The sequence below is a fragment of the Melissospora conviva genome, from assembly GCF_049523535.1.
In the GTDB taxonomy this organism is placed as follows: domain Bacteria; phylum Actinomycetota; class Actinomycetes; order Mycobacteriales; family Micromonosporaceae; genus Melissospora; species Melissospora conviva.
Genome location: NZ_JBLLDT010000004.1, coordinates 242,385 through 266,493, shown reverse-complemented (window position 1 = coordinate 266,493; position 24,109 = coordinate 242,385). Strand labels below are relative to the sequence as shown.

At 72.6% G+C, this 24,109-nt stretch carries 20 protein-coding genes and 1 pseudogene; 8 read left to right on the top strand and 13 right to left on the bottom strand.

The window, feature by feature from the left end; translation table 11 throughout:
• The first annotated feature begins 34 nt into the window (after positions 1-34).
• The 4 genes from ACK8GG_RS12620 to ACK8GG_RS12605 all read left to right on the top strand — a co-directional run bounded on the left by ACK8GG_RS12620 (position 35) and on the right by ACK8GG_RS12605 (position 7,226).
• Positions 35-1,117, top strand: coding sequence for a lytic transglycosylase domain-containing protein (locus ACK8GG_RS12620; RefSeq protein WP_440356376.1), 1,083 nt, complete (start codon positions 35-37; stop codon positions 1,115-1,117).
• A 72-nt stretch (positions 1,118-1,189) separates the two neighbouring features.
• On the top strand, positions 1,190-2,200 hold the full coding sequence (locus tag ACK8GG_RS12615; RefSeq protein ID WP_440356426.1) for a GNAT family N-acetyltransferase: 1,011 nt from the start codon (positions 1,190-1,192) through the stop codon (positions 2,198-2,200).
• A gap of 85 nt (positions 2,201-2,285) precedes the next feature.
• Complete coding sequence (locus ACK8GG_RS12610) at positions 2,286-5,549, top strand: lamin tail domain-containing protein (RefSeq protein WP_440356375.1); 3,264 nt, start codon at positions 2,286-2,288, stop codon at positions 5,547-5,549.
• A gap of 141 nt (positions 5,550-5,690) precedes the next feature.
• On the top strand, positions 5,691-7,226 hold the full coding sequence (locus ACK8GG_RS12605) for a LysM peptidoglycan-binding domain-containing protein (RefSeq protein WP_440356374.1): 1,536 nt from the start codon (positions 5,691-5,693) through the stop codon (positions 7,224-7,226).
• Positions 7,227-7,301: 75 nt separating this feature from the next.
• Here the strand turns inward: ACK8GG_RS12605 and ACK8GG_RS12600 are convergent, their stop codons facing one another.
• The 9 genes from ACK8GG_RS12600 to ACK8GG_RS12560 all read right to left on the bottom strand — a co-directional run bounded on the left by ACK8GG_RS12600 (position 7,302) and on the right by ACK8GG_RS12560 (position 16,243).
• Positions 7,302-8,153 carry a septum formation family protein gene (locus ACK8GG_RS12600; RefSeq protein WP_440356373.1) on the bottom strand — a complete coding sequence of 284 codons (852 nt, stop codon included), beginning with the start codon at positions 8,151-8,153 and terminating at the stop codon, positions 7,302-7,304.
• A gap of 148 nt (positions 8,154-8,301) precedes the next feature.
• A complete protein-coding gene (locus tag ACK8GG_RS12595) occupies positions 8,302-9,171 on the bottom strand; it encodes a septum formation family protein (protein WP_440349488.1) in 870 nt (289 codons plus the stop codon).
• An 84-nt stretch (positions 9,172-9,255) separates the two neighbouring features.
• Positions 9,256-10,239: a porphobilinogen synthase gene (gene hemB / locus ACK8GG_RS12590; RefSeq protein WP_440349487.1), complete on the bottom strand. Its 984-nt coding sequence runs from the start codon at positions 10,237-10,239 to the stop codon at positions 9,256-9,258.
• 17 nt (positions 10,240-10,256) lie between these two features.
• Entirely contained in the window at positions 10,257-11,837 is a 1,581-nt protein-coding gene (locus tag ACK8GG_RS12585; protein WP_440349486.1) for a bifunctional uroporphyrinogen-III C-methyltransferase/uroporphyrinogen-III synthase, read from the bottom strand.
• Positions 11,834-12,823 carry a hydroxymethylbilane synthase gene (gene hemC, locus ACK8GG_RS12580; RefSeq protein ID WP_440352458.1) on the bottom strand — a complete coding sequence of 330 codons (990 nt, stop codon included), beginning with the start codon at positions 12,821-12,823 and terminating at the stop codon, positions 11,834-11,836. The genes ACK8GG_RS12585 and hemC overlap by 4 nt, the downstream gene beginning before the upstream one ends.
• Complete coding sequence (locus ACK8GG_RS12575; protein ID WP_440349484.1) at positions 12,820-14,157, bottom strand: glutamyl-tRNA reductase; 1,338 nt, start codon at positions 14,155-14,157, stop codon at positions 12,820-12,822. Before ACK8GG_RS12575 ends, hemC begins: the two co-directional genes overlap by 4 nt.
• Positions 14,154-14,924: a redox-sensing transcriptional repressor Rex gene (locus tag ACK8GG_RS12570; RefSeq protein ID WP_440349483.1), complete on the bottom strand. Its 771-nt coding sequence runs from the start codon at positions 14,922-14,924 to the stop codon at positions 14,154-14,156. The genes ACK8GG_RS12575 and ACK8GG_RS12570 overlap by 4 nt, the downstream gene beginning before the upstream one ends.
• A gap of 355 nt (positions 14,925-15,279) precedes the next feature.
• Positions 15,280-15,930: an HAD family hydrolase gene (locus ACK8GG_RS12565; RefSeq protein ID WP_440352457.1), complete on the bottom strand. Its 651-nt coding sequence runs from the start codon at positions 15,928-15,930 to the stop codon at positions 15,280-15,282.
• A 55-nt stretch (positions 15,931-15,985) separates the two neighbouring features.
• Positions 15,986-16,243: a glutaredoxin family protein gene (locus ACK8GG_RS12560; RefSeq protein WP_440352456.1), complete on the bottom strand. Its 258-nt coding sequence runs from the start codon at positions 16,241-16,243 to the stop codon at positions 15,986-15,988.
• A gap of 410 nt (positions 16,244-16,653) precedes the next feature.
• Here ACK8GG_RS12560 and ACK8GG_RS12555 point away from each other — a divergent pair, with 410 nt between their 5' ends.
• From ACK8GG_RS12555 to ACK8GG_RS12540, 4 genes and pseudogenes are all read left to right on the top strand, one after another.
• Positions 16,654-17,745, top strand: a complete 1,092-nt coding sequence (locus ACK8GG_RS12555; RefSeq protein ID WP_440352455.1) for an ECF subfamily RNA polymerase sigma factor, BldN family — start codon at positions 16,654-16,656, stop codon at positions 17,743-17,745.
• Positions 17,746-17,927: 182 nt separating this feature from the next.
• A pseudogene (locus ACK8GG_RS12550) lies at positions 17,928-18,812 on the top strand (DUF5667 domain-containing protein); the annotation flags it as partial.
• A gap of 342 nt (positions 18,813-19,154) precedes the next feature.
• A complete protein-coding gene (locus ACK8GG_RS12545; RefSeq protein ID WP_440356372.1) occupies positions 19,155-20,033 on the top strand; it encodes an HAD family hydrolase in 879 nt (292 codons plus the stop codon).
• On the top strand, positions 20,030-21,136 hold the full coding sequence (locus ACK8GG_RS12540; protein WP_440356371.1) for a hypothetical protein: 1,107 nt from the start codon (positions 20,030-20,032) through the stop codon (positions 21,134-21,136). The genes ACK8GG_RS12545 and ACK8GG_RS12540 overlap by 4 nt, the downstream gene beginning before the upstream one ends.
• 48 nt (positions 21,137-21,184) lie before the next feature.
• Here ACK8GG_RS12540 and ACK8GG_RS12535 read toward each other — a convergent pair whose 3' ends face one another.
• The 4 genes from ACK8GG_RS12535 to ACK8GG_RS12520 form a co-directional block, all read right to left on the bottom strand.
• A complete protein-coding gene (locus ACK8GG_RS12535) occupies positions 21,185-22,072 on the bottom strand; it encodes a lysophospholipid acyltransferase family protein (protein WP_440356425.1) in 888 nt (295 codons plus the stop codon).
• A gap of 80 nt (positions 22,073-22,152) precedes the next feature.
• Entirely contained in the window at positions 22,153-23,217 is a 1,065-nt protein-coding gene (locus ACK8GG_RS12530) for an NAD-dependent epimerase/dehydratase family protein (protein WP_440349477.1), read from the bottom strand.
• A gap of 117 nt (positions 23,218-23,334) precedes the next feature.
• Entirely contained in the window at positions 23,335-23,436 is a 102-nt protein-coding gene (locus ACK8GG_RS12525; RefSeq protein WP_007465623.1) for a 30S ribosomal protein bS22, read from the bottom strand.
• Between the two features lie 215 nt (positions 23,437-23,651).
• Positions 23,652-23,861 (bottom strand): helix-turn-helix domain-containing protein, encoded by a 210-nt coding sequence (locus tag ACK8GG_RS12520; protein WP_440349809.1) that lies wholly within the window; start codon positions 23,859-23,861, stop codon positions 23,652-23,654.
• Positions 23,862-24,109 lie beyond the last annotated feature (248 nt).

Sequence of the window (24,109 nt, the reverse complement as noted above, 5' to 3'; positions counted from 1 at the left end):
CCTGCGCGCGGGACAGATGGGCGATACTCGACACGTGGCGGAACCTGAGCACGGACCGGCGAAGCGAACCCTGCGTCCCGCTGCGCCCGGGAGAGCAGCCGGCACGGACAGCACGGCCAAGCAGCCGCCGGCGCCTGCTTCGGACACCGGCACCGCGGCCAAGCAGCCGCCGGCGCCTGCCTCGGACAGCGGCACCGCGGCCAAGCAGCCGCCGGCGCCTGCCTCGGACACCGGCACCGCGGCCGAGGGCAGCCGCCGCCGCTTCCCGGCGCTGCGTAACCCTCGGCGCCTCGGGCCGGCGCTGCGCAGCTGGTCCCGGCAGCCGCACGGGCGTGTCGTCGTACCCGGGCTCTTCCTGTTCCTGCTGGTCGCGCTCACCGGCGCCTCCGGCGCGCTGCTGGTCCCGCAGACCCTCGCCGGGACGGTGACCGCCGCCCCCACCGCCACCGAAGCCCCCTTCCCGGCCGCGCCCGCGCCGGGACTCGCGCTGCCGCCCACCCCCGGACCGGAGGTCACCGCGACCGCGGCGCCGCTGCCCACCGGCCGCCCGGCCGACGTGCTCGCCGACTGGGCCCGGCAGCTCTCCCCGAAGGTCGGCATCGACCCGGTGGCACTGCAGGCCTACGGCTACGCCGAACTGGTGCTCAACCACACCACCCCGGGCTGCGCCCTGACCTGGCCCACGCTCGCCGCGATCGGCTGGGTGGAGTCCCGGCACGGCCAGGCCAACGGGGCGCGGCTGCAGCCAGACGGCGTCGTCACCCCGGAGATCATCGGCCCGCAGCTCAACGGCCAGGGCGGCACCCAGCGCATCACGGACACCGACGAGGGCCGGCTGGACCAGGACAGCAGCTACGACCGGGCGGTGGGGCCGATGCAGTTCATCCCGACCACCTGGGAGTTGATGGCCATCGACGCCGACAACGACGGGTGGCGCAACCCGCACGACCTCGACGACGCCGCCCTCGCCGCCGGCAACTACCTCTGCCAGAGCGGGCGGAACCTCACGGTAGCCGCGGACTGGTGGAACGCCATCCTCTCCTACAACGACGTCGGCCAGTACGCCCAGGACGTCTTCGACAAGAGCAACGAGTACGGCACCGCGAGCCGTACGTGAGGTGACGGTTCGCCTACTTTGACGTGACGTCCCCTTTCGCCCGGCCGCCGTTAGCGGCAAGCTAGACGGGTGATGGTGCGCGAGTGGGACCCCAGGACCGCTTCGTCCGCCGAGATCAGCCAGCTGCTGGAGACCTTGAACGCGGCGTGGACGGCCGATCTTCCGGATGATCCACCGTGGCGCGACGGCGAACTACGGGGGTATCTCGCCGAAGTGATGCCGGGCTCGCGGCGCATCTCCTGGATCGCCCAGGGCGAACCGGCCGACGGTTCCCCGGCGCTACTCGGCTACGGCAACGTCCTGCTGCTGGGGGACATCGGAGTGATCGAGGTCCTGGTGCACCCCGCCGCGCGCCGGCTCGGGCTGGCCCGGGATCTGCTCGAGGTGGCGGCCCGCCGCACCTACCAGGAGGGCTTCCGCTGGCTGGGGGCCGAAGTGGTGGGGGGCACCCCGGCGACCGGGTTCTACGAGTCGCTCGGCTTCGAACGGCAGTTCCTGGAGATCCGCGGGGTGCTGCGCTTCGCCAACGTCGACTGGGTACGGATCGAAAAGCTCGCCGCCGGCCTCGACCCGGAGTACGAGGTGCAGTTCCACCCCGACAGTCCCCCGGAGCCGCTGATCGAGGCGTACACGCAGGCCAAGGCGGAGGCCCGCGACGACGACGGCGACCCGGACCTGCGCCCCAGCTCGTACGACCCGCAGCGGCTGCGCGACAGCATCGACTGCCTGCGGCGGCGCGGCATGCGGCCGTACATCGTGCTGGCCCGGCACACCGCCAGCGGGGCGGTCGTGGGTCTCACCGAGGTCGTGGTGCCGGCCCAGCACCCGACCCGCGCCGACCAGTACGACACCATCGTCGCCCGCGCCCACCAGGGCCGCGGCATCGACCGGGCGATCAAGGCTCGGATGTTGCTGGAGCTGCGGGCCGCCGAGCCGGCGCTGGCCGAGGTGCAGACCTGGAACGCGCCGGAGAACGTCGCGATGCGCCAGGTCAACGCCGAGCTCGGCTTCCAGCCCGACCGCGAGTGGTGGGAGTACGGCGTGGACGTGGCCGACCTGGTCCACCGGCTCAACGGGGCTTAATCTACGTTCACCTTTGTCGGGTACTGCACGCCGTCGCACACCCTCGCCCGGCCCGCACGTCCCATCCGCCCATCGTGGAGGCCCCATGCGTACGCGCCGCAGACTAGCCGCGCTCGCGACCACCGGTGCGGTGACACTGACGCTGCTCGGCGCACCCGCCGCAGCCGATGTCGCCGCCGGTGACCTGTTCATCTCCGAGTACGTGGAGGGATCGTCGAACAACAAGGCGATCGAGCTCTACAACGGCACCGGAGCCCCGATCGACCTGGCCGCCGGCGACTACCGGCTGCGGGTCCACTTCAACGGCTCCACCAACTCGACGGCCTTCCCGCTGACCGGCACGGTGGCCCCCGGGGACGTCTTCGTCTTCGCCTCGGCGTCGGCCGGCGCGGCGATCCTGGCCGAAGCCGACCAGACCACCGGCACCGGCCTCTTCAACGGCGACGACGCGATCGTCCTGGTCAAGGGCGAGACGGTGCTGGACTCCATCGGCCAGGTCGGCGTCGACCCGGGCAGCGAGTGGGGCAGTGGCCTGCTCAGCACCGCCGACAACACGCTGCGCCGGCTGCCGACGGTCGCCGCCGGTGACACCGACCCGGCCGACGCGGTGGACCTGGCCGCACAGTGGGAGGGTTTCCCGGCCGACACCTTCGATGACCTGGGACGGCACACCTTCTTCGGCGGGGGCCCCGTGGACCGCCCGGCGACGCTGACGTGCGCCCCGCTGACCGTCTCCGAAGGTGAGAGCGGCAGCACGCAGGTGACCGCGACCGATCCTGACGACACGATCGTCGACCTCGCCGTGACTGCGGTGTCCCCGGCGACCGGGTCCATCAGCCGTACCGGATTCACCCCCGGCGACCAGACGGGCGGCACCGCGACCGCGACGATCACCGCGGCCGCTGACCTGCCGGCCGGCTCGTACGCGGTCACCGTGACCGCAACCGACGCCGAGGGCGCCACCGCCACCTGCACCCTGCCGGTGAAGGTCGCGGGCGTGCTCACCGTCGGCCAGGTCCAGGGCCCGACCAGCGACGACGAGTCGCCGCTGGCGGACCGTTCGCCGCTCGCCCCGGCGTCGGGCAACGGCAGCAGCAGCGAGTACCACGACGTCCGCGGCGTGATCACGCAGAAGACGCTGGCCCGGACCTCGGCCGGCGCCGCCCAGCACGGCTTCTTCCTGCAGAGCCGTCTCGGCGAGACCGACGGCGACCCGGCCAGCTCCGACGGCATCTTCGTCTTCATGGGCGGCTTCACGTCACTGATCGGCGGCTACACGCCGGCCGTCGGCGACGAGGTGGTGCTGCGGGCGCGGGTGTCGGAGTACTACAACATGACCCAGCTCTCCGGCGCCTCACTGGTGCGCAAGCTCGCCTCCGATCTGGACGTCGACACGGTCGTCGAGGTGACCGACGCGGTGCCGCCGGCCGAACTGGCCGACGCGGAACGCTTCTGGGAGCGGCACGAGGGCGCCCGGCTGCGGGTGCGCGCCGGCAGCGGCGCGGTCAGCGGCCGGGCGGTCTTCGCCTCCACCGCCGACTCGGAGCTGTGGCTGGTGGACCGGGACGACCCGCTGCTGGAGCGCACCGACGCGTACGCCCGGCGGGTCTTCCGCGACACCCACCCGCTGGACAACGACCCGAGCCGCGGCTTCGACGACGGCAACGGCCAGCGGATCATGCTCGGCAGCATGGGGGTCAAGGCGACCACCGGTGACAGCGCCACCCTGCTGCCGCCGGTACGCACCTTCGACACGCTGACCACTGACGCGGTGGGCGGGCTGTACTACTCGTTCGAGAAGTTCGGCATCCAGGTGGAGAGCGCCGAATTCACCGCCGGGGCGGACCCGTCGGCGAACCACCCGCCGCAGCCGGCGAAGCGCAGCCAGGAGATCGCGATCGCCGCGTACAACGTGGAGAACCTCTACGACTACCGCGACGACCCCTTCGACGGCTGCGACTTCACCGGCAACTCCGGCTGCACCGGGGTGAGCCCGCCCTTCGACTACGTGCCGGCCAGCGAGGCCGCCTACAACGAGCAGCTCGGCAACCTGGCCGACCAGATCGTCACCGACCTGCACGCCCCCGACCTGATCCTGGTGCAGGAGGCCGAGGACCAGGACATCTGCACCGTCGTCGACGGCGCGATGAGCTGCGGCACCACCGACAACGCCGACGGCGCACCGGACACCCTCCAGGAGCTGGCACTGGCGGTCACCGCCGCCGGCGGCCCGGCGTACGCCGCGGCGTACGACCGCACCGGCGCGGACGCCCGCGGCATCACCTCGGCGTTCATGTACCGCACCGACCGGATCTCACTGGCCGAGGCGGTCGCCTCCGACGCGGTGCTCGGCAGCGAGCCGGCCGTGCAGTACCGGGCTGCGGGGCTGCCGGTCAACGCCGACGTGCAGAACCCGAAGTCGCTCAACGCGCAGCTGCCCGCCGACGTTGACCGCTCCACCGGCACCGACGGGCCGAACGTCTACACCCGCGCGCCGCAGGTCGGCAAGTTCACCGTGGCGGTGGCGCCGGGCGCCCGCGAGCACTACACGCTCTGGGCGGTCAGCAACCACTTCTCCTCCGGACCGGACAGCCGGGTCGGACAGCGGCGGGAACAGGCCGCGTACGGCGCGGCGATCGTCGACGCCATCGAAGCGGCCGACGGCAACGCCCGGGTGGTCTACGGCGGGGACCTGAACGTCTTCCCCCGCCCCGACGACCCGATCGCCACCGGCGCGAACCCGACCCCGTCGGATCAGCTCGGGCCGCTCTACGACGCCGGGCTGCGCAACCTCTGGGACGACCTGCTGGCCGACGCGCCGTCGGCGGCGTACTCGTACAGCTTCGAGGGGCATGCCCAGACGCTCGACCACCTCTTCGTCAACGCCGCACTGCACGGCGACCTGATCGAGATGCGGGCGGCGCACATCAACGCCGACTGGCCGGCGAACCACGCCGCGGACGGGTCGCGCGGTTCCAGCGACCACGACCCGCAGGTGGCCCGGTTCCGCTCCCGGGCGTCGCTGAGCGTCGCCGACGCCACGGTGGTCGAGGGTGACAAGGGCACCACGCCGCTGACCTTCACCGCCACGGTCTCCCGGCCGCTGTCACAGCCGGTGCTGATCTGCGCGGCCGCGGTCAGCGGCACCGCCAAGCAGGGAGCCGACTTCGCCCCGTACGCCGGCTGCCGCACGCTCCCGGCCGGCGAGACGACGGTCGAGTTCACCGTGCAGGTGCGCGGTGACCGCAAGAAGGAGGGGACCGAGACGTTCACCCTCCTGGTCGCCGGGGTGCCGGGGCTGCGCCTGGCCGACCCGGTCGCCGTCGGCACCATCGTCGACAACGACTGATCCACCCGACGAACAGCAAACGGCCCGCCGGTCAGCACGTGACCGGCGGGCCGGTTCCGCTCAGGCCCGCACTGCTGGACACGAAGGAAGACGTACATGGCCAGAACCGCTCGTCACAGGACTGTGCCGGCCCGCTTTCGGATGATCACACCCGATCGGGGGCGACCTCTGCCGGCTGCCGCTGCGCTGATCGGCACGGGACTGCTGGCCGCGGTCCTCGCCACGGCCGTGCCGGCCGGAACGCCGGCCGCCGCTCAGGTGACCACCGCGGCCGTCGCCGGGCCGGTCCTGCCGCAGCGTGCGTTAAGCGACGAACCGGTCAAGTACTACCGCGTCCAGCAGAGCTTCAACGGTGAGCAGGAGTACCTCTTCGCCATCGCCCAGCGGTTCCTCGGCGACGGGAACCGCAACCCGGAGATCTTCGAGCTGAACAAGGGCCGGGTCCAGCCGGACGGACAGCGGTTGACCAACCCGGCGGCGATCCTGCCCGGTTGGATCCTGCAGCTGCCGCCGGACGCCAAGGGTGAGGGAATCGAGTTCGGCGTACTGCCGACCGCGCCCGCGGTGGCGCCGACGACCGCCGCGCCACCGGCGGAGGCCCCCCCGGCGGAAGCCGCCGCGCCTGCTCCCGCCGAGCGCGGCGGCGCGGGCGTGCCGGTGCTGCCGATCGCGCTGGCCGCCATGGTGGTGCTGCTGCTCACGGTCGGCGGCCTCTGGTGGCGGCGGCGTACGCCCGCACCGGCCACTGCCGGCGCGCCCAGCCGGCCGGCGACGGCGCGGGATGCCGGCCGGGCCGGTGGCACGGGCAGCACGGGCAGGGCCGGCAGCACGGGAACGGCCGGCGGTGGCGACGCCGCCGCCAAGGGTGGCGTCCTGGCGCGGCTGCGGCAGCGCCGCGGGGCCGCCGCGCCCACTCCTGCCCGCCACCTCGACACCGAGACGGCCTGGACGGTCGACCGTGCACTGCGGGTGCTGGCCACGAGTTGCGCCCGGGCCGGCCGGTCGGTGCCCGGAATCCACGGAGTCAGCCTCGACGACGAACAGATCATGCTCCGACTGGCGACCGCCGATCCGCGCCCAGTCGAACCGTGGGTGGCCGAGGAGAACGGCCGGGCCTGGCGCGCGCCGCTGCGGATGACGCAGCAGCTCCCGGTGGAACCCGGCACCGACGCGCCGTTCCCGCGGCTGGTCACGCTCGGCACCCACGACGGGCGGCGCGAGCTTGTCGACCTCGGCGAGGCGAACGGGTTGATCACGGTCACCGGCGATACGGCAGCCGCCCGGCTCCTGGTCCTGGGCTGGGCGGCCGAGCTTGCCGGCAGCCCCTGGTCCGACGGGGTCACTGTCGTGACGGGCGGCTTCCGCGCAACACCTGCCGACACTGACTCGCGGATCGTTTCGGTCAACGGCACCAGCGAAGCGCTGACCGAGGCTGACGGTCCGGATCAGCCGGCGAGCGGACCCGGCGTGCTGATCCTCGCCTCCGCCCCCACCGCCGCGGAGGCGGACCAGGTGCAGGGTCTGATCTCGCGGCCGCGGCCGGCCTGGGCCGCCGTCGCCCTCGGCTCCAGCCGGCAGGAGCGTTGGCGTTTCACGGTGGACCGCAGTGGCCGTCTGGACACCGGCGTACTGGGATTGACGGTCCAGACCGCTGCGGCACCAGGCGTGCGGCACTAGCCGCACCGTCCGGGGTCCGGCCCGCCGGTCACCGCTGACCGGCGGGCCGTCGCACGTCGGTGACCGGCGCGGCCGTCAGTTCATCGGCAGGCCCTTGGCGCCGGCGCCCTTGAGGGATCGGGTGAGCTTGCGGTCCAGCCACAGATGGCAGACCACCCCGCGGTCGCCTTCTTCCCACTGCGACCGGTCGGGAAGCGCGTAGCTGGTCCCGCTCCGGTAAGGCATCGTGCTGTCGTCGCGGAGACCGGCGAACTTCGCCACCAGCGAGAGACAGCGCTTGTGGATCATCTTTTCCCGGGCGGCGAACTCGGCCCAGTCCCCGTTCGGGGCCAACCAGGTGCCGACGTACTCGTACTGGTGCGCTTTGTCGCAGGCGACCGGCACCTTGTCGAACTCCACGTCGGTGCGGTAGCAGCCGCGCGCGAGCGGCGCCGCGCCGGTCAGCGCGTCCCGCAGGCTCTCCTTGCGATCGACCGGATAGATCGTGTCGACCTGGGCGAGTTCGCAGCGGAACCAGCGCGCACCGTGGGACCAGGCCTGCGCGGTGGGATAGAGAACCCGCAGCCCCAGCCGGCCGTCGCGCCAGCTTCCGCCGACAAATTTGTCGGCCTCCGCCGAGCACTCGTCGAAAGTGGCCCGGCGGTCCACCCCACCCGCCGGCGGCGGGCTCTTCCGCTCCGCCCGCTCACCGGTGAAGGCAGCGACCCGGAAGGTCTCCCATTGGTGGGCGTCGGTGCAGCTCACCGGCTTGTAGCCACCCAGATCATGGCGGATGACGTAGCCGCTGGGACCGTGGCAGTCACCTTCCACCGGTGACCACACCTGCGGCTGTGCCATGGCCGGCCAGTCGTCGACCAGGTCGCCGTCGGTCCCCGGCGGCGCACAGCCGGCGATCAGGAGCACCGCCAGGGCTCCGACCGCTGTCAACCTCAGACCTCGACGTGCCACGTCACACTCCCCACCTAGATCAATGCCCCGGGGAGGGTAGCGGGTCGCTCCGCTGTGGTGCGGGGCCGGGATGTCCGACGACCGGGCCGCCGTTCCACAGCCGACGGCGGGCCCGGTCGTTGCCGGCTCAGCGGTAGTTGATCGGGAGCCCCTTGGTGCCGGCGTCCTTCATCGAGCGGTGCAACGTACGGCTCAGGAAGAGCATGCAGCCCACTCCCCGGTCGCCTTCGTCCCATTCCTGCCTGCCCGGCAGGAGAAGCTGAGTGCCGGTGCGGGCATTGATCGCGGCGTCATCGGGGACCTTCGCGAACTTCGCCACCAGCGAACGGCACTCCCGGTGGATCCGGCTGGCGCGGCGCAGCAGGTCCGCGTACTCCATCGACGGCTCGGCGAACCACGTGCCGACGTACTCGTAATTATGCGGTTTGTCGCAGGCGATCGGCTCGAAGTTGTCGCCCTCGCGGGTGTAACAACCGCGGGCCAGCGCCGGCGCCGACCCGGCCAGCGAGTCCCGCAGGCTCTCCCGCCGGTTCACCGGAAACTCGATGTCGATGTTGGCGAGTTCGCAGCGGAACCAGCGGGCCCCACCCGACCATGCCTCCTTGGTCGGATAGAGAACCTGCAGCGACAGCCGGGCGTCGCGCCAGTCGCCACCGAGGAACTTGTCCGCCTCGGCCGAGCACTCCTTGAAGACGGCTGCCCGGTCCACGCCGCCCGCCGGCGGCAGGGTCACCCGCTCGGCGGGCAGGGTGCCCACGTGGAAGGTCTCCCAGCTGTGTGACTCGTCGCAGCTGACCGGCGTGTACTTGGCCAGGCTGTTCTCGCCCCAGTAGGCGGCGGGGTGACATTCCCCTGCCACCGGTGACCAGCTCTGCGGCTCCGCGACGACGGGCCAGTCGTCGACCAGGTCCCCGTCGACGCCCGGCGGCGCGCACCCGGCCGTCAGGAGCGCCGCCAGGGCCCCGGCCGCCATCAACTTCAGACCTCGACGCGCCACGACACACTCCCCACTAGATCAATCCCCCGGGAGAGTAACGGGTCTGTCCGTTGTGGTGGGGTGACGGGAGACGAAGCGGGACGATCAGCCCGTTCGGCGCAGCAGGTCGGCGGCCTCGACGGCCCAGTAGGTGAGGATCATCTGGGCGCCGGCCCGCCGGATCGAAGTCAGGGTCTCCAACATCACCCGCTCGCGGTCGATCCAGCCGTTGGCCGCGGCGGCCTCGACCATCGCGTACTCGCCGGAGACCTGGTAGGCCGCGACCGGGACGTCCACGGCCGCGCGGACCGCGGCGAGCACGTCCAGGTACGGCAGCGCCGGCTTGACCATCACCATGTCCGCGCCCTCGGCGACGTCCAGGGCGACCTCGCGCAGCGACTCCCGCAGGTTCGCCGGGTCCTGCTGGTAGGTGCGCCGGTCGCCGTCCAGCGCCGACTCCACCGCTTCCCGGAACGGCCCGTAGAAGGCGGAGGCGTACTTCGCGGCGTAGGCGAGGATCGACACGTCGGTGAAGCCGGCGACGTCCAGCGCCTCGCGTACGGCGGCGACCTGGCCGTCCATCATCCCGGACGGCCCGACCACGTGGACCCCGGCGGTGGCCTGGGCGAGCGCCATCTCGGCGTAGGCGCGCAGGGTGGCGTCGTTCTCCACGTCACCGGCGGGGGTGAGCAGCCCGCAGTGGCCGTGCGAGGTGAACTCGTCCAGGCAGAGGTCACTCATCACCACCGTCGCGTCACCGACCTCGGCGACGACGTCCCGGATGGCGGTGTTGAGGATGCCGGCCGGGTCGATGCCGCCGGAGCCGGTGGCGTCCCGCTCGGCCGGCACCCCGAAGAGCATGAGTCCACCCACGCCCGCCTGCACCGCCTCGGCTGCGGCCTTGCGCAACGAGTCCCGGGAGTGCTGGACGACGCCCGGAAGGGAGCTGATCGGCCGTGGCTCGGTCAGCCCCTCCCGGACGAACATCGGCAGGATCAGCTCCGCCGGGTCGAGCCGGGTCTCGGCGACCAGCCGCCGCAGCGCCGGGGTACGGCGCAGGCGGCGGGGACGGATCCGCGGGTACGACATGGCGACCTCCTGGGGGACTACCGGAACCGTAGCGCGGTCGGCCCCTGCACCTTGGAACCGCGACGCTGCTTGGCCGGCATGGCCGCCAGCTTCTCGCGGAGTTCGACGGCGTACGCGGCGAGCGCCTCGACGAGGTCCGGCACGGCGGCGTGCGGAGGCTGCACGTCGACCCGCAGCCCGAACTCGGTCGCCGTCTCGGCGGTCTTGGGGCCGATCACCGCCACCACGGTACGGGCGTGCGGCTTGCCGGCGATGCCGACGAGGTTGCGCACGGTCGAGGAGGAGGTGAAGAGCACCGCGTCGAAGCCGCCCGACTTGATCGCGTCGCGGATCTCGGCCGGCGGCGGCGCCGCCCGCACGGTCCGGTACGCGGTCACGTCGTCGACCTCCCAGCCGCGCTCGGTCAGGCCGGCGGCGAGGGTCTCGGTGGCGATGTCGGCGCGGGGCAGCAGCACCCGGCCGACCGGGTCGAGGATCTCGTCGTGCGGCGAGAACTCGGCCAGTAGCCCGTCGGAGGACTGCTCACCGCTGGGGACCAGCTCCGGCTGGATGCCGAAGGCGCGCACCGCGTCGGCGGTGGCGTCCCCGATGCAGGCGATCTTGACGCCGCCGAAGTGGCGGGCGTCGAGGCCGTGCTCGGCGAACTTCTCCCAGACCGCCCGCACGGCGTTGACCGAGGTGAAGACGACCCAGGCGTAGCGCCCGTCGACCAGGCCCTTGACCGCCCGCTCCATCTGCGCCGGGGTACGCGGCGGCTCGACCGCGATCGTCGGCACCTCACAGGGGATGGCGCCGTAGGCGCGCAGCCGGGCGCTCATCACACCGGCCTGCTCCTTGGTGCGGGGCACCAGGACCTTCCAGCCGTAGAGCGGCCGGTTCTCCCACCAGCTCAGGGTGTCCCGGTCGGCGACCGCCGCGCCGAGGCTGAGCACGACCCGGCCGGTGAAGCCGAGCGCCGCCGCGACGAAGCTGTCGACGGTGGAGGTGGTGGTGTACTGCGTCTCGCCGGTGCCGTCGCCGGTGACGGCCACGGTGGTGGCGCCGTCGACGCCGGCGGCGAGCAGCCCGTCGCGGATGGCGGCGAGGTCGCCGGCGTCCACGGCCAGCGACAGCGCGCCGCGGCCGACGGCGGCGGCGAGCGCGTCGAAGTCGAGCGTGTTGACGTCCTCGACGTCGGCGACCGTGCGTACGCCCGGCAGCGGCACACCCGCGTAGGTGGCCACGCCCTCGGCCTGGCTCACGCCCGGCACGACCTCGAACTGGGCGGCGGTACGGGCGACGGCCTGCACCTCCTTGACGACCGACTCGTGACCGAACGGGTCACCGGCGACCAGGTGCACGGCGGCCAGCCCGGAGCGGGCCGCGGAGATCAACACCTTGGCCACGTCTCCCGGTGCGCCCTCGGCCGGGGTGAACTCGGCCTCCGGCTTGGCCTGGGCGCGTACCACGTCGAGCAGCGCGGCCGGGACACTGCGGTCGTAGACCACGTGATCGGCGTCGGTGAGGGCATCGTGCGCCCGGCGGGTCAGCAGACCGGGGTCGCCGGGGCCCGCCCCGACGAACGCGATGCGGCCTACGGGCTTACGGGTGCGGGTCATTCTGTGCTCCCAATTTCCTGGGTCCCCGGATCTGAGTGTCGTGCAGGCTGACCGAGGATCGAGTCGGCGCCGAGGTCGAGGAGTTCGGCGGCGAGTGCCTTGCCGATCTCCGCCGCTTCGGCGGGCGTACCGGTGCGCGACCGCCGGAGGTCGCTGGAGCCGTCCGGGCTGATCACCGCCCCGCGCAGGTAGATCTCTTCTGTGCTGTCGCCGGATTCGGTCGGTTCGCCCTCGGCGAGGACCGCGAACGCCGCGACGGGAGCGCTGCAGCCGGCTTCCAGCGTGGCCATCAGCGCCCGTTCCGCGGTGACCGCGGCTCGGGTCGGCGGGTGGTCGAGCAGCGCGAGCAGCTCGGCCGTCTCGGAGTCGTCGGCCCGGCACTCGATGGCCAGCGCGCCCTGGGCGGGGGCCGGCAGCATCAGCATCGGGTCGAGCGTCTCGGTGATCTCGTCGAGGCGTCCGAGGCGGCTCAGCCCGGCGCGGGCCAGGATGATCGCGTCGAGGTCGGCCTCGGGTCCGCGGACCCGTGCCAGCCGGGTGTCGACGTTGCCCCGGATCGGGGCCACCTCCAGCTGGAGTCCGAGGGCGTGCAGCTGGGCGATGCGGCGCAGCGCCCCGGTGCCGATCCTGGAGCCGGGGGGCAGCTCCGCCAGGGTGCGGCCGTCGCGGGAGATCAGCGCGTCACGCGGGTCCTCCCGCACCGGCACGGCGGCGATGTGCAGCCGGGCGTCACCGGCGGTGGGCAGGTCCTTGTAGGAGTGCACGGCGAAGTCGATCTGCCCGTCGATCAGCGCGTCGCGCAGGGCGGAGACGAAGACGCCCACGCCCAGACGGGCCACGGGTTCGCTCGAGCGGTCACCGGCGGTGACGATCGGCACCAGCTCGACGGCGCGGCCGGTTGCGGCCGTGAGCGAGTCGGCGAACTGCTGGGACTGCGCCATCGCCAGGGCGCTGCCCCGGGTGCCGAGGCGTAGTGCGGCGGTCATCGGGCGGCTCCGGTGGCAGGTGGGACGGCGGAGAGATCGGGTACGCCGTCGACCGGCGCGCTCTGCTGGACGTCGAGGTCGAAGAGCTCGCGCAGCAGTGCGGCGTACTGGTCGCCGCCGGGTTCGGCGGCGAGTTGGCGTACCCGCACGGTGGGCTGGTGCAGCAGGCGCTGCACGATGCGGTGCACGGTACGCGCGATGTCGGCGCGCTGGTCGTCGGTGAACTCGGACCGGCGCTGGGCGAGGCGCCGCAGTTCGGTGGTGACGACGTCGTCGGCGCGTGAGCGCAGGGCGGCGACTGTCGGCCCGACGTCCGCGCCGCGCATCCAGGCGAGGAAGGAGTCGACCTCGCCGTCGACGATGCCGGCGACCGCGGCGGCGTCGGCGGTGACGGAGCTGTCGGCGATCGCCTCGCCGAGGCGTTCGATGTCGATGACCTCGACGCCGGGCAGCTGCGCCACCTCCGGCTCGATGTCGCGGGGCACGGCGAGGTCGAGCAGGACCAACCGGCCGCGGGCGGGGCCGCGAACGGCGAGCGCGGCCGAGACCACCTCGCGGGTGAGGACCGCTTCCGTGGAGGCGGTGGCGGCCACTACGATGTCCACAGTGGACAGCACCTCGGTGAGTCGCTCGACGGCGACCGCCTCCGCGCCGTACGACTCGGCCAGCCGCACCGCGCGTTGCGGGCTGCGGTTGGTCACCGCGAGCGGGCCCGCGCCACGCCGGGCGAGGGTGGCGACCGAGAGCGCGCCCATCGCGCCGGCACCGATGACCAGGGCGGGACGCCCGGCCAGGTCGTCACCGAGCTGTGCGGCGGCCAGGTCGAGGGCGGCGGTGACGACACTGCGCCCGGCACTGTCGATGCCGGTCTCGGCGTGCGCCCGCTTGCCGACCCGCAGCGCCTGCTGCATCAGCTCGTGCAGCAGCCGTCCGGCCGTGTCGGCCTCACCGGCACCGTGGTAGGCGTCACGGAGCTGGCCGAGGATCTGCGCCTCGCCCACCACCATCGAATCCAGCCCGGCGGCGACCCGGAAGACGTGCTCGACCGCCGCGCGCTCGTAGTGCACGTAGAGGTTGCCGGCCAGGGAGTTGGGGGCGATCCCGGCGTGTTGGGCCAGGATCGCGCAGACGTCGCCGAGGCCGCCGTGGAAGCCGGAGACCGCGGCGTAGACCTCCACCCGGTTGCAGGTGGAGACGACGACCGCCTCGTTGACATAGGGCTGGGCCACGAGCCGGGCCAGGACATCAGGAAGGTCGGTGGCGGCAACCGCCAGCCGCTCCAGAGTGGAGACCGGAGCGGTGCGGTAGGACGCACCGACGACGAGCAGGTTCACGTGCCGACCGCCTCCTGGGCACCGCCGCCACCCAGGGGGCCGGGGAACGCGGTGAGGGCGTTGCGACCTGCACCGGGGATACCGGTCAGGGTGGACTTGCGGTGTTCGTGGAAGGAGAGGATCTGCAGCTCGATGGCGAGATCCACCTTGCGTACGTCGACCCCCTCGGGCACCACGAGCACGCACGGGGCGAAGTTCAGGATGCTGGTCACTCCGGCGGAGACCAGCAGATCCGCCACCTGCTGCGCGGCGGCGGCGGGAGTGGCGATCACGCCGATGGCGATCGACCCGGAGGCGGCGGCAGCCGGCAGCTCGGTGATCGGCTGGACGACCAGACCGTTGATCTCCTCGCCGATCAGCTCGGGATCGGCGTCGAAGAGGGCGGTGATGCGGAAACCACGGCTGGCGAAACCGGCGTACCCGGCGAGCGCGTGCCCGAGGTTGCCGATCCCGACCAGCGCCACGCCGCGCCGCTGGGTCAGGCCGAGCACGAACTCGATCTGCTCGACCAGCAGGGCGATGTCGTATCCGACGCCGCGGGTGCCGTACGAGCCGAGGTGGGAGAGGTCCTTGCGCAACTTGGCGGAGTTGACTCCGGCCACGGCGGCGAGCCCCTCGCTGGAGGTGGTTTCGTGTCCGGCCTCTGCGAGGTGATGCAGCGCACGCAGATATTCTGGGAGCCGGGCCACGGTCGCCTCCGGCAGATCCGGGAGCGCCGGTACGGCACCGGCGCGTCCGGACGCGCCCGGGTGACGATGCTGACTCATGAGACTCCGTGCGGTGCGTTCCTCGATCTGCCAGAGCGGCGGATCAATTAGGGACTCCCGCCGGCTGCCGCGGTGACCGGCTGTGCCAGCAGGGCTCGTCGGAGTTACAGAGTATGCGCTTGTGAAGACGTGCACAAATCGCGATCTTGTTAGACCGCGACATGCATTCACCAGGCTCTCCATTCCCCATGATCGGTAAAGCGGTTCCCACCGGAACCGCTCGGCGATTATTGCTCAATTCCGACTTCCATCGCTAATCGCCACCGTAGCCTTGCTCACACCCACCGGCCGGACCACGCCGGGAAAACCGTCCGGCGGAGCGGAAAAGCGACGGCGGGGACCATCCGCCCGGCGCTCAGTCCAGGGTCGAGGCCAGCTGGACCGCCTCGGTCAGCGAATCCGCAACCGGCCAGCCGGAATCCCGCAGCCGGTCCGGATGGGTGACCCCGCCGGCGTAGAGCACGCAGCGCGCACCGACCGCGTCGGCGGCGAGCGCGTCGTCGATCGAGTCCCCGATCAACACCACCGAGCCCCCGGGCACCGCCAGCTCGGTCAGGTGCCGGGCCAGGTGACCGGCCTTCGGCCCGCCTCCGATGGTCTCGCGCAGCCCGTCGACGCGGCGGAAGTGCCCGCTCAGGCCGAAGGTCTGCACGGTCGGCACCAGCTCGTCGTGGAACCACATGGAGAGCAGTGACTGGGTGCCCTGCCACGAACGCATCGCGGTGGTGGCATCGGCGGCCAGACCGCAGACGGTCAGTCCGTCGCGGTAGGCGTCATGGAAGATCCGGTCGCAGCGGGCGAACGCCTCGTCGTCGATCGACCGGCCGAGGACCTCGGTGTAGTAGTCGATGATCGGCCGCCGGAAAAGGGTCCGGTGCTGATCAGCGGAGATCCGGGGACCACCGACGCTGGCGAAGGCGGCATTCGTCGCGTCGACCATCAACTGCAGGTCGTCGAGGAGGGTGCCGTTCCAGTCCCAGACCAGGTGATTGCGTGCCGGAGTCATCAGTGAACTCTACTCGCCGGCACACGCGCCCCGTCCAATCCGGCGCCGCCGATGATCAGCTGCGTGGCGCGCTCAGGTCGCGCAGCAGCCGCTCCTCCTCCACCCGCCAGTAGCCGTGCTCCTTGCCGTCGAGCAGCACCACCGGCACCCGGTCGCCGTACTCGCGCTCCCACTCCAGGTCCTCGGTGACGTCGAGTTCGGTCCATTCCTCACCGGCGACGGCGGCCACCCGGGCGATCGCCTCGCGGGCCGTCTCGCAGAGGTGGCAACCGGGCCGGGTGATCAGGGTCAGGCGGGACGAGGCGGCGCTCATCGGTTCTCCTCCGGTGGGTCGTTAGCACGACCAGTCTGCCGTCGCGCCCGGCGCGCCGGAGCAGGGGCACCCGGAAAGGAACTTCACGAAAAACGCCCTTCGATCCGCCGTCGGACGACGGACAAAGTGTGCGGCACCGGTGCGACGCGGCAGTGAATACTTGCGCTCTGTGTGACGGACTTAGCACATCTGGGTGACGTTGGCCCTAATATCACTCGGGTCGACTCGCCCGTTTTGCCGTGAGTCGACACCCCTCGCCCCGAGGAGGCCGCTGTGCCAGTAATCGCACCGGATCAGCACCTCAAGGATGTCTGCCGGACTCCGGCCGACATCATCGCGTACCGCGGGTCCAGACCCGCGGCACCCCCTCCGCGCACCGCGCGGACGGTGGCGACAGTGGAGGTCGCCCGGTGACCACCTTCGGATTCGCCGACCGGCCCGGACAACAGCCCGCCCCCGCGCCACGCGCCCTGCAGGAAGGGGTCGCGCTGCTGCGCAGCTCGGTGGAGGAGCTGTCCAACCTCGGCGTACGCGGGGAGGAGGCCGCGCCGCGGGCACGCAGCCGATCCCGCCGCAACGAACCGCCGGCCCGCCCGGCCACCCCCGGCGCCAACAGCCGTACGAGCGCCCTGGTCACCGCACCCGCCCGGCCGGTGATGCCCACCCAGGGACGCCCCGCCGACGGGCGGACGCCGGCCGGCCCGGCACCGGCGGAGACCACGGAGTGCGAGACGGCCCTGATCCCCGTCGTCACCGAGGCCACGGCGCCACCGTCGCCCGGCGCCGCCGACAGCACGGCACTGCTGCCGGCGATCACCGCCGACACCACCGCGGTGATCCCCGCCGTCCCCGCCGACACCACCGCCGTCATCCCCGCCGTCGCACCCGACCCGGCGGCGCCCGCTGCCGCGCCCAGCCGCCCCGACCCCTCCGACCGCCCGGCGACCGAGGTCTGGGGCCTGGTCGAGCGGGCGCAGGCCGGTGAGGCCGAGGCCTTCGGGCAGCTCTACGACCGCTACGTCGACACCGTCTTCCGCTTCATCTACTTCCGCGTCGGCAACCGCCAGCTCGCCGAGGACCTGACCTCAGACACCTTCCTGCGGGCGCTCAAGCGCATCGGCAGCTTCACCTGGCAGGGCCGCGACCTCGGCGCCTGGCTGGTGACCATCGCCCGCAACCTCATCGCCGACCACTTCAAGTCCGGCCGGTACCGGCTCGAGGTCACCACCGGCGACGTCCTGGACGCCGACCGCGAGGACCGCGGCCCCGAGGGCAGCCCGGAGCTGGCGGTGGTGGAGCACATCACCAACGTCGCCCTGCTCAGCGCCGTCAAGGAGCTCAACCCGGAACAGCAGGAGTGCATCGTGCTCCGGTTCCTGCAGGGCTTCTCCGTCGCCGAGACCGCGCGCGCCATGGGCAAGAACGAGGGTGCGATCAAAGCCCTCCAGTACCGCGCCGTCCGGGCGTTGGCACGGCTGCTCCCCGACGGTTTCCGATCGTGATCCGGGTCACCGCCATGTGGCGACACGCCGCCGTACCTCGGCGACCTGCCGGAGAGGCCCTGCTCGCGCCGTAACTCCGCCCCGCTCTGCGGCGTTTGACGAAGTGCGAGCGACGTCAGGCGCCGCGCCCGCTGTGACCGGAAGCGCCGATCGGGCTGTTTCAGGAGAGGAGGTGTTCGCCGGTGAACTTCTTCTCCCTTTTCCGCCGCCGCGCCGAGCGCTTCGCGCAGCTTCTCGACGAGGCCAACGGCGGCCGCCGCCACCGCCTGCGGACCCGTGACGACGAGCAGCTGTCCACACTGGTCGAACTCGGCCGGCAGGTCCGCACCGCCGGCGCCGAAGAGTCCGACGCCGGGATCGACCCGCGCTTCCGCAGTGACCTGCGGGCGATGCTGATGGCCGCCGCCGAACGCGAGGGCGTCGGCGACCACACCCCGGCCGTCGCGCCGGTCACCGCCCGCCCGGCCATCCCGGCCCCACGCCGTACGGCCGACGCCGTCGCCGTCACCCGACGCCGGGTACGTGCCCGCGGCGCCATCCTGATCGGGATCGCCGCCGGCGCCATCACCGTGAGCGGGATGTCGGCGGCGAGCGAGAACGCGATGCCCGGCGACACCCTGTACCAGGTGAAACGCTCCACCGAACGCGCCCAGCTCGCGCTCGCCAGCTCCGACCTGAGCCGAGGCCAGCTCTTCCTGGACTTCGCCCGCACCCGTCTCGGCGAGGCGGAGGTGCTCGGCGACGACGTCAACGGCCTCCTGGCCGTCCTCGACGAGATGGACAAGGAGACCCGTGAGGGCGTACGGCTGCTGACCTCGGCGTCGGTGCACCGGCAGGACGAGGCGGCCCTCGACCTGATCGACCTCTTCGTGACCGGCCAGCGCCCCACCGTCGAGCAGCTGGCGGATTCCGCCACCGGCACCCTGCAGGGCCGCATCCGCACCTCGCTCGCCCTGATCGACACGGTCGCCGACCGCTCCGAGGACATGCGTACGGCGGTCGCCTGCGACGCCGAGCCGGGCCGCGCCGACAGCCTCGGCCCGCGGCCGGGCCGCTGCCCGGCGACGGTGCGCACCGCCCAGGAGACCCAGCCCGCCCAGGACGCGCCGGACGCGCCGCGGGCCACCGGCGAGCCCGCCGACGCGCCCGCGCAGACCGGCGTCGAGGTCCGCCCGGAGACCGGCACGGAGCGCGACAAGCCGGCGGCCGACCGCCCCGGCGACTGATCCCGTCCGCTGCTTCCCGAACGGCTCTCCGACACCACTGCGACGTGATGTCGCTTACTCCCCCCGCCGCCACGCCCTGCTCAGGGCGACCACATCCCGGCAGTGCGGCCGACGGCGCGAGCGCGACGGATAGTCTCGCCTGAGGCAGGCAACCAGCTCAGCCGAACCGCAGGGAGGACGTGCGTGGCAGCTCGCACGAAGAAGGTGACCGTCGGCATCGACCCCGACAGTCATGTTCCCGGCTGGGCGGCCGCCGAGCTCGCCCCGACCACCCCGGTAGCGCCGGATCCGACCTCGGCCGCCTTCTTCGACATCGACAACACGATGATGCAGGGCGCCTCGATCTACTGGTTCGCCCGCGGCCTCGCCAGCCGCAAGTACTTCACCACCACCGACCTCGCCCGCTTCGCCTGGCGTCAGCTGCGGTTCCGCCTCTCCGCCAAGGAGAACGCCACGGACATGTCCGAGGCGAAGGAGGCCGCGCTCGCCTTCGTGGCCGGCTGGAAGGTCGCCGACGTCCAACGGCTCGCCGAGGAGATCTTCGACGAGCTGATGGAGCCGAGGATCTGGGCCGGCACCCGCGCCCTGGCCCAGCAGCACCTCGAGGCCGGCACCCGGGTCTGGCTGGTCAGCGCCGCCCCGGTGGAGATCGGCCGGGTCATCGCCGCCCGGCTGGGGCTCACCGGCGCCATCGGCACGGTCGCCGAGATCGTCGACGGCGCGTACACCGGACGACTGGTGGGCGACCTGATGCACGGCCCGGCCAAGGCCGAGGCGGTCGTCGGGCTCGCCGGCGCCGAAGGGCTCGACCTCGCCCACTGCGTCGCCTACAGCGACTCGGCCAACGACATGCCGATGCTCACCGCCGTCGGGCGGGCCGTCGCCGTCAATCCCGACAGCGTGCTCCTGCGCGAGGCCCGGCAGCGTGGCTGGGAGGTGCGGGACTTCCGCACCGGCCGCAAAGCCGTCAAGATCGCCGTGCCGTCGACCGCCGCGGCCGGGATCGTCGCCGGGGCCGTCACCGCCGGCCTCGCCGCTCGCCGGCGGCGTCTGAGCAAGTGACCGGCCGCGCCCCGGCGCGCCCGGCGCGTTGGCTCGTCGCCGCCCTGGCCGCCGTGCTGCTGATCGGCGCGGGGACCGTCGCGCTCCTGCGTTCCGGACCCGACGGCAGCGAAGCCGCCACCAGCGTCCCGCTCGCCGACCTCTGGCCGCAGGCGGCGCCCGTCACCTTCCCCGCCGACCTCGCCGGCGGTCCCGCCTACCGGCTGGAGTACGTCCTCGACGGCGGCGACACCCTCGGCACCTCCCCCGACCCGGACGGCACCCACCAGCGGCTGGTGCTGCGCCACGCCGACGGCGAGGTGCGGCAGCTGCGCCGGCTGCCCGTGGACCGCTCCCCCGGCTACAGCGGCTTCACCCGCGACGGCGCGGAGGTGGCCTGGGCGGAGTCGACGACCGATCCCGCCGGCCGGGTCCGCCACGAGATCTGGGCGTTGACGCTCGGCGGTACGCCCCGGCTGCTCACCGCCGACACCGGCGCGTTCACCCCGGCCGGCTCCGAACACGACCTGGTGATCCACGACGGCCGGCTGCACTGGGTGGCGGCCGCCGCGGCCGGCACCGAACTGCGGTCGGTGCCGCTTTCCGGGGGCGAGGTCGAGGTGCGTACCGCGGCGGGCCACTGGCGCCGGACGACCTGGCCGTGGCTGGTCCCCGCCGGCGACACCGCCATCGACGCGCCGGTGCTGCGCGACTCCGTCACCGGCGGGACGGTCCGGGTGCCGGTGACCGCCGACGAACTCGCCACCTGCGGCGCGCGCTGGTGCCGGGTGCTGGTGCACGCCGACGCCGCACCCACCGCCACGGAGCTGATGCGCACCGACGGCAGCGACCGGCGCCGCATCGCCGGACCGCAGACCGAGGCGATCGGCCCGGACGTCATCGCACTCGATCGCTTCGTGCCGCTGCTGCTGGCCGACGCCGAACGGATCGCCGCCGACGGCCGCGAGCTGCTGCTGCACGACATCACCTCCGGCCGTACGGCGGTGGTGGCGCAGGGGGTGCGGGGCGCGACGGTCCGGGGCGGCACGCTCTGGTGGTCGACCAGCGACGAGCGCGGCGACCCGGACCGGTGGCATCTGCTGGACCTGCGGGACCTGGACTGATCCGCGACCCCGGCCGGCTGGAGGGGCCGAACGGGTCGTCCGGCGGGCTCAGGGGCCGAACGGGTCCGGGCGGCGTTTCAGCAGCTCGTTGACGCGCTGCTGGATGGTGTCGCGCACCTGGTCGGCGAGGTTGAAGACCACCATCGGGTCGTCGACGGCGTCGCTGAGGTGCGCGGTCGGGATCGGCGGGCAGAACTCGATGAGCCACTTGCTGGGCAGCGGGACCGCGCCGAGCGGCCCGAGCCACGGGAAGGTCGGGGTGACCGGGAAGTACGGCGTCTTGAGCAGCCGGGCCAGCGGCTCGATGTCGCCGATCAGCGGATAGATCTCCTCGGATCCGACGATCGCCACCGGCACGATCGGGGTGCCGGTGCGCAGCGCCGCCGCGACGAACCCGCCCCGGCCGAAGCGCTGCAGTTTGTAGCGCTCCGAGTAGGGCTTGCCGACGCCCTTGAAGCCTTCCGGGAAGACGCCCACCAGTTCGCCGCCGCGCAGCAGCCGTTCGGCGTCGGCGTTGCAGGCGACGGTGCCGCCGGTCTTGCGGGCGATCTCGGAGACGAAGGGCATCCGGAAGACCAGGTCCGCGCCGAGCAGCCGCAGGTGGCGGTTGGTCGGGTGCCGGTCGTGCAGGACCGCGGCGAGGACCATCGCGTCGAGGGCGATGGTGCCGGCGTGGTTGCCCACCACCAGGCCCGCGTCGTCGCGCGGCAGGTGTTCAAGTCCGGAGACCTCGGTGCGGAACCAGTCCCGGTAGAGCAGGCGCAGCATCGGGAAGATGAGGGTGTCGGTCAGCTCGGGGTCGAAGCCGAACTCGTCAACGTCGTAGTCCCCGGCGAGCCGCCGGCGCAGGAACGCCAGGCCGGAGGCGACCCGCTGATCCCAGACGTCGCCGGGCTGGTCGGCGACGGCGGGCCGGTGCCCGTTGGCCGAGGCCACCGGCTGGTCCTGCTTGGGCACCTCGAAGCGGCGGCCCTGGGACGTCGGGGAGCCCGCGCCGTTGCGGGGGTGCTCGGCGCTCACGAAATCTCCCGTCCGGCGCGGACCCGGCGGATGCCGTCGAGGATCGCCTGCTCGGCGGCGAGCAGCTGCTCACGCCGGTAGATCCGCCGGCCGCGTCCGGCGCTGATGAAGTCGTCGAAGGCGGCGGCGGTGCTGCGGGGCGTGAAGCCGTACTCGGCGATGAGCCGGCTGGTGTCGACGACCCGGCCGTGCACGAAGAGGTCGAGCTGGTCGAGGCCGTACTCGTCGACGCCGAAGGGCCGGGCCAGGCCGCCGCGACCGGGCAGCCCGGTTTCGAGTACGGGCACCGCGAGCCGGCCGGCGCGCCGGATCGCCTGCGAGAGCATGAGCACCCCGGCGCCGGCGACGTTGTACGTCCCCGGGTGCTCCTCGACGATGGAGCGGTGCAGCACCGTCAGTGCGTCGTCGACGTGCACGAACTGCAGCCGCGGGTCGCGGCCGAGCACGGTGGGGAGCACCGGCTGGGCGAAGTAGCGGGTGATGGTGGTGTCGGCGGTGGACCCGATGAACGGGGCGAAGCGCAGCACAGTGACGGTGGTGTCGGGGCGGCGCCGGCGGAAGCCGCGCACATACCCCTCGATGTCGAGGATGTCGCGGCCGAAGCCGCCGCGGGGCACTTCCCGCGGTTCGGTCTCCTCGGTGAAGACCGCCGGGTCGCGGAAGGAGGCGCCGTACGCCGCGGTGGAGGAACGGACGATGAGCCGCTGCAACCGGGGCGTCTGCTGGGCGGCGGCGAGCAGCTGCATCGTGCCGATGACGTTCTGGTCCTTCATCGCCTGCCGGCCGCCCTGTTCGGGGGTGCTGACCAGGGCCAGGTGCACGAGCGTGTCGGCGTCGAGGCTGGGCAGCAGGGTCACGGCGGTGTCGAACCCGGCGCGGATGTGTTCGACGCCGTCGAGCATCGCCGCCAGCTCCGGCGGCGGGTCGGCCGGGTCGAGGCCGACGACCCGGTCGATGCCGGGCTCGGCGGCGAGGCGGGCGGCGACCTGCGCCCCGAGGTAGCGGCTGATGCCGGTGACAACAACGACCCCCGGCGCACGTGACGTGCCACCGGGGGTCATTTTGCGCACCCCACCGGCAGACCCGACGAAAATCGGGACCGCCGTGACCTCATGACCGGGTCCTCCGAGGGTCGACTGAAAGGCAGGTGAAACGGCCGGGCGGCAGCCCGGCGCGGGTCACTTGCCGAGACGGCGACGCTGGACGCGGGTCTTGCGCAGCAGCTTGCGGTGCTTCTTCTTAGCCATGCGCTTGCGGCGCTTCTTGACCACCGAGCCCATACGACAGCCTTTCGATGCAACGTGCGGGTCGGGCCGGCAGGCACCGGGGGCGCCACCGACAACCGATCTGGACAACGAACCGAACCCGCCTGGCGGGAGCCGGGAGATACCGGCAGGGGGTCACGGTCGCGATCCAGGGTAGCCCGAGCCCGTCGGGCGGGCCAACGGGGGTTCGGTACGGTGGCCTGTTCCCGCGGTTTCGTCACCCGCCTGATTCAGGCGGATTCCTGAAACGCGCCTCGCAGGTATTCATGGACGGCGTGCTCGGGGACCCGGAAGGAGCGGCCGACCCGCACCGCGGTGAGCTCACCGGAGTGCACCAGGCGGTAGACCGTCATCTTCGACACCCGCATCACCGTCGCCACCTCGGCGACGGTGAGGAACCTGACCTCCGACAACCGGCCGTCGGAATGTGACGTGGCCATGCTCACCGACCCATCCGTTACCCGGCGCGAGCCGTCCTGCGGGATGCTCCCGTGACGGTGGGCACGCGCGTGTTATCAGTACGGTAGCGGTGCGGTTGTGACCGGCGCGATCCCTTCTTTGAAAGGATCATGGGCCGGGGCGAGAGTCGAGACCGAGGTGTGAATTTCGCCCGTTTCGCGACGCGACGCCGCCATCATGGGCAACAGGATGATCTCGCCGCCGACGGTTGCGGGTCACGTCGGGCGGG